Source organism: Kitasatospora sp. NPDC092039 (genome assembly GCF_044756065.1).
GTDB lineage: Bacteria > Actinomycetota > Actinomycetes > Streptomycetales > Streptomycetaceae > Kitasatospora.
The window spans coordinates 1-1,394 of sequence record NZ_JBIVSD010000057.1 but is presented as its reverse complement, the minus strand read 5'-3'; the positions used below and the strand labels follow the sequence as shown (position 1 = coordinate 1,394).

1 rRNA gene is annotated in these 1,394 nt (G+C 56.2%); it reads right to left on the bottom strand.

Going from position 1 to position 1,394, the window contains the following annotated elements:
- Positions 1–2: 2 nt before the first annotated feature.
- Positions 3–1,394: ribosomal RNA gene (locus tag ACIQI7_RS38935) — 23S ribosomal RNA — on the bottom strand; the annotation flags it as partial.

Sequence of the window (1,394 nt, the reverse complement as noted above, 5' to 3'; positions counted from 1 at the left end):
CTGAGGACAAGCCCTCGGCCTATTAGTACCGGTCAACTCCACCCCTCACAGGGCTTCCATATCCGGCCTATCAACCCAGTCGTCTACTGGGAGCCTTACCCTCTCAAGGAGGTGGGAGTGCTCATCTCGAAGCAGGCTTCCCGCTTAGATGCTTTCAGCGGTTATCCCTCCCGAACGTAGCCAACCAGCCATGCCCTTGGCAGAACAACTGGCACACCAGAGGTTCGTCCGTCCCGGTCCTCTCGTACTAGGGACAGCCCTTCTCAACACTCCTACGCGCACAGCGGATAGGGACCGAACTGTCTCACGACGTTCTAAACCCAGCTCGCGTACCGCTTTAATGGGCGAACAGCCCAACCCTTGGGACCTACTCCAGCCCCAGGATGCGACGAGCCGACATCGAGGTGCCAAACCATCCCGTCGATATGGACTCTTGGGGAAGATCAGCCTGTTATCCCCGGGGTACCTTTTATCCGTTGAGCGACGGCGCTTCCACAAGCCACCGCCGGATCACTAGTCCCTACTTTCGTACCTGCTCGACCCGTCAGTCTCACAGTCAAGCTCCCTTGTGCACTTACACTCAACACCTGATTGCCAACCAGGCTGAGGGAACCTTTGGGCGCCTCCGTTACCCTTTAGGAGGCAACCGCCCCAGTTAAACTACCCACCAGACACTGTCCCTGATCCGGATCACGGACCCAGGTTAGACATCCAGCACGACCAGAGTGGTATTTCAACGGCGACTCCACAACAACTGGCGTTGCTGCTTCACAGTCTCCCACCTATCCTACACAAGCCGAACCGAACACCAATATCAAGCTATAGTAAAGGTCCCGGGGTCTTTCCGTCCTGCTGCGCGAAACGAGCATCTTTACTCGTAATGCAATTTCACCGGGCCTATGGTTGAGACAGTCGAGAAGTCGTTACGCCATTCGTGCAGGTCGGAACTTACCCGACAAGGAATTTCGCTACCTTAGGATGGTTATAGTTACCACCGCCGTTTACTGGCGCTTAAGTTCTCAGCTTCGCCTGGCCGAAACCAAGCTAACCGGTCCCCTTAACGTTCCAGCACCGGGCAGGCGTCAGTCCGTATACATCGCCTTACGGCTTCGCACGGACCTGTGTTTTTAGTAAACAGTCGCTTCTCGCTGGTCTCTGCGGCCACCCCCAGCTCAAGGTGCAAGACCCATCACCAGGAATGGCCCCCCTTCTCCCGAAGTTACGGGGGCATTTTGCCGAGTTCCTTAACCATAGTTCACCCGAACGCCTCGGTATTCTCTACCTGACCACCTGAGTCGGTTTGGGGTACGGGCCGCCATGAAACTCGCTAGAGGCTTTTCTCGACAGCATAGGATCATCCACTTCACCACAATCGGCTCGGCATCAGGTCTCAG